This window comes from Patescibacteria group bacterium, assembly GCA_018817085.1.
Taxonomy (GTDB): Bacteria; Patescibacteriota; WWE3; order CG2-30-40-12; family CG2-30-40-12; genus CG2-30-40-12.
Map to the genome: position 1 here is coordinate 1 of JAHIUT010000026.1, position 3,154 is coordinate 3,154.

Here is a 3,154-nt window from a genome sequence, read left to right on the forward strand (position 1 = left end):
ACGAGTGGTTTTATAAAATATGGTATTCTGGTTTATATGTTATTTAGGTTTTATAAAAGAAAAAGAGTGGTTAAGGTGTCTTCTTCCCACTATGTCCAACATAAAGAAAAAGCGCGGGAGCTTGCCTGCTCGCGAGTTTTTTATTTTAATAAGCTATACAATTTATCCTTTAACAGAATTGCCATTCGTAATCAAAGAAGAGTTTGGGGAAGTTGTTCCGGAAAAGGGAATTTGAACTTTAATTACCGTATAATACTTCTTCCCGCGCATCTTGCGGATTACATAATCGTCCACGAGCTTTGCCATTTAAAGGAATTAAATCATTCTAAAAAATTTTGGGAATTGGTTTCTTTAACCTTTCCAAACTACAAGGAAGCAAGAAAAGAGTTAAAAAATTACCGTTTCTCCATCTAGAAGTAGTTGGCCACTAAACTATTATTTTAATGAATCTTGGACTTATATCCTGCATCTAAGAGTCATTATATCCTCAACCCAGCGAAGTCTAGATAGCGGATCGTTTACATTTTCCAATGATTTTGTTAATTGTATTAGTTCTTCCTTCAATTTAGTTTCTCTATTGTCCAGTTTAATTCTATCAAAGTCGTTTTTAGCGTGGTTTAAAAATTCGTTAACGGATTTTAGGGGTATTGGTTTTTTTATATCGCCGGTTGCGGTTATAACTCTATGCAAATCCATTTTTATTGAGTTTTTTATAAACGGTATATTTCTCATAGTTCCAAATATTTTTTAGTTAAACCTTTCAGTTTTTTTCTAATGTTTGCATCCATTATCTCATAAGTTATTTTTCCTAAAGCGGGTTTATAGTTGCTCATTGCCATATATTCCACCTCTTTTGAACTTACTCTAAAACCGCCCCCATATAAATTTTCTTGTTTACTTCCGCTTTTTATTAATTCTTCCTCGCAATCAATATGGTATTCTCCGCCAACGGCAAGAATATTTTGTTCGGCGTCCATTACGGTTTTGATGTAGTCTTTGTAAACCTCTCTTGCCTTTTCAAATTCTTTTGGGCTGATTTTTTTGTTTAGGATTATAATCATACTTTGTTCTTATCATTAGGTTCCACAGCCTTAAGGTAAATGTTTAGAGAGCGTTCTACCGCCTTTGCTATAAGGGTGTAATAATCCTGCATACTTCCCCCCAATTGTCCTTGTTCAATAGCGTTTATGTACTTTAGTCTATCCTCTTTCCTAATTAAGGCTGGGGGATACCCTTTTTGCATTAAAAGAACATTCATTAAAAGTCTTGCCGTTCTTCCGTTCCCATCAATAAAGGGGTGAATACTTACCAATTTGTAATGAGCGTCCGCCGATATTTTTATTGTGTGGTCGGTATTGGGTTTACGCAACCATTCAACAAACTCGCTCATTAAATCTGGAATTTTCATAGCGTTAGGCATAATTACAGTAGAACCCGCTATTCTCACGGATACGGTTCTATATCTCCCCGCGTTGGTGTCGTCTATTTTTGCAAGGATAATTTTGTGAATATCTAAAATGTTTCTTGCGGTTAATTCTTCTCTTTTCTTTTTAACAAGGGTTTTTATAAACTCAAGGGCTTGGGCGTGGTTAATCGCTTCAAGATGTTCTGTAAGGCTTTTTCCCGCAACGGTAATTCCTTTTTCAACTACTAAAGCGGTTTCGTTTCGGGTAAGGGTATTGCCTTCTATGGCGTTAGAGGTATAAGTAAGTTCAATCTTAAACCAATCCTCAAGATTTTTTACCAATTCGGGTGGAAAAGGTTTATATTTATCCAGCCTCTGTTTTTTTTCGGTTAATTGTTTTAGTTTATTTTCCATAATTACTAGGTAGTGTAAAGTACCGTTAAATATCCGTCAAGCATTCTCAACTGCAGAATGTCCTCCTTCGCCCTTCGGCAAGCTCAGGGCTACGGAAGGACATAAGAAAAAGTAAACTCGCTATGCTCGTTAACATTTTCTAATGTCGAGATTTACGAAAAAGTTAGAACCGAATTTCGCAAAGGTTAGGTCGGCCGCCTGCGGCGGCCTTACTTCCGAACATGTCGGCTCGAAAAGTCCGCCTTTGGCGGACTCCAAAAGAAAACGCAAAAATTTTAAAGAACATTTACAACTTAAATGGCCTATCCGGCAGAACCAGTTAGTAATTGCTTACAACTGACCGAATAGGCCATTAAAAAACCAATTACTTTTAACACCTGGTTCCAAAATTAATATACCAAAAATGATAGAAAAAAGTAAAGTAGAATTTTCGCACTTGAATTTCAAAAATATGATATACTTTCACTTGGAGGTACTTGGAGGTAAAAATGGAAAATCAAACAAATAACGGCGACCAAAATACCCAGCAAATCGGCCAAAACTCAATAAACCAGCCATTGTCTATTGGAGAAAAACCGAAGACAAATTTTGCATTGGTAGCAACAGTCGTCCTTTTTTGTTTTTTCATCTTTGGTATTGGTGGGTACTATTTGGGAAGACAATCTATACAATATTCAACAAAGGAAGAGGAAAGCAAAACCAGTCCTACTCCAGTTATCACTGGAACAGAATCTCCAATTAACTGGAAGACTTATCAAAACGAAAATGTGACTTTTAAGTTTCCTTCAAGCTGGGTAGAAAAACCTATTCTTATTCGTGGTAGCGGATATACTCAAGAATTCGAAGATCCAAAAAACAAATTTTCGTTCACTTTTTTGAGCACTGGAAATTATAGTCAGGTTACTGGTAAACCTTATGCAGATATAGATGAATATGTAAATATGCCATACAAAGTAAAGACTGTCGTTGTAGGTGGGCAAGAAGGAAGACAGCCGTTACCTCGAGCTGGAAGTGAAAATATTAATTCTGTCATGTTTTTCTCAAAAGATTCAAAAACTATATACACCCTTGAGTTAAAAACAGGCAACACTGCACTTGATACTTCTGAAAGCGATGTTAACGAAGGTCAAAGATTATTTAACCAAATTATAGAAACTTTTAGATTTATAAATAACTCGAATGATTCGATAACTGTAAAGCTTTACTATCATGACTCGAAGTTAGACCCTAATATAGACTTTTGTAATGCAAACAATTACATTGAAAAAGAGATACCAAAAACAAACACACCAATTAAAGACGCAATAAATGCCCTTATTCGTAGCGATCTTATTG

Annotated in this window: 5 protein-coding genes; 2 read left to right on the plus strand and 3 right to left on the minus strand. The window is 35.6% G+C overall.

Translation table 11 applies throughout. The features are described from left to right. The coding region (locus KJ678_01540; GenBank protein ID MBU1016828.1) for a M48 family metallopeptidase at positions 1 to 414 on the plus strand (414 nt) is incomplete at its 5' end. 42 nt (positions 415 to 456) lie between these two features. Here the strand turns inward: KJ678_01540 and KJ678_01545 are convergent. Genes KJ678_01545 through KJ678_01555 form a run of 3 tightly spaced genes read right to left on the minus strand, consistent with a single transcriptional unit; the run spans position 457 to position 1,819 of the window. Beyond that, positions 457 to 732 (minus strand): hypothetical protein, encoded by a 276-nt coding sequence (locus KJ678_01545; protein MBU1016829.1) that lies wholly within the window; start codon positions 730 to 732, stop codon positions 457 to 459. Beyond that, entirely contained in the window at positions 729 to 1,061 is a 333-nt protein-coding gene (locus tag KJ678_01550) for a hypothetical protein (GenBank protein MBU1016830.1), read from the minus strand. The genes KJ678_01545 and KJ678_01550 overlap by 4 nt, the downstream gene beginning before the upstream one ends. Further along, positions 1,058 to 1,819, minus strand: a complete 762-nt coding sequence (locus KJ678_01555) for a Fic family protein (GenBank protein ID MBU1016831.1) — start codon at positions 1,817 to 1,819, stop codon at positions 1,058 to 1,060. Before KJ678_01555 ends, KJ678_01550 begins: the two co-directional genes overlap by 4 nt. 488 nt (positions 1,820 to 2,307) lie before the next feature. Between KJ678_01555 and KJ678_01560 the strand changes: the two genes are divergently transcribed. Next, positions 2,308 to 3,154: hypothetical protein (locus KJ678_01560; protein MBU1016832.1), on the plus strand; the 847-nt coding region annotated here is incomplete at its 3' end.

Coding starts and splice junctions, on each gene's coding strand:
- KJ678_01550 (MBU1016830.1), bottom strand. CDS start 1,061: ATGATTATAATCCTAAACAAAAAAATCAGCCCAAAAGAATTTGAAAAG.
- KJ678_01555 (MBU1016831.1), bottom strand. CDS start 1,819: ATGGAAAATAAACTAAAACAATTAACCGAAAAAAAACAGAGGCTGGAT.
- KJ678_01545 (MBU1016829.1), bottom strand. CDS start 732: ATGAGAAATATACCGTTTATAAAAAACTCAATAAAAATGGATTTGCAT.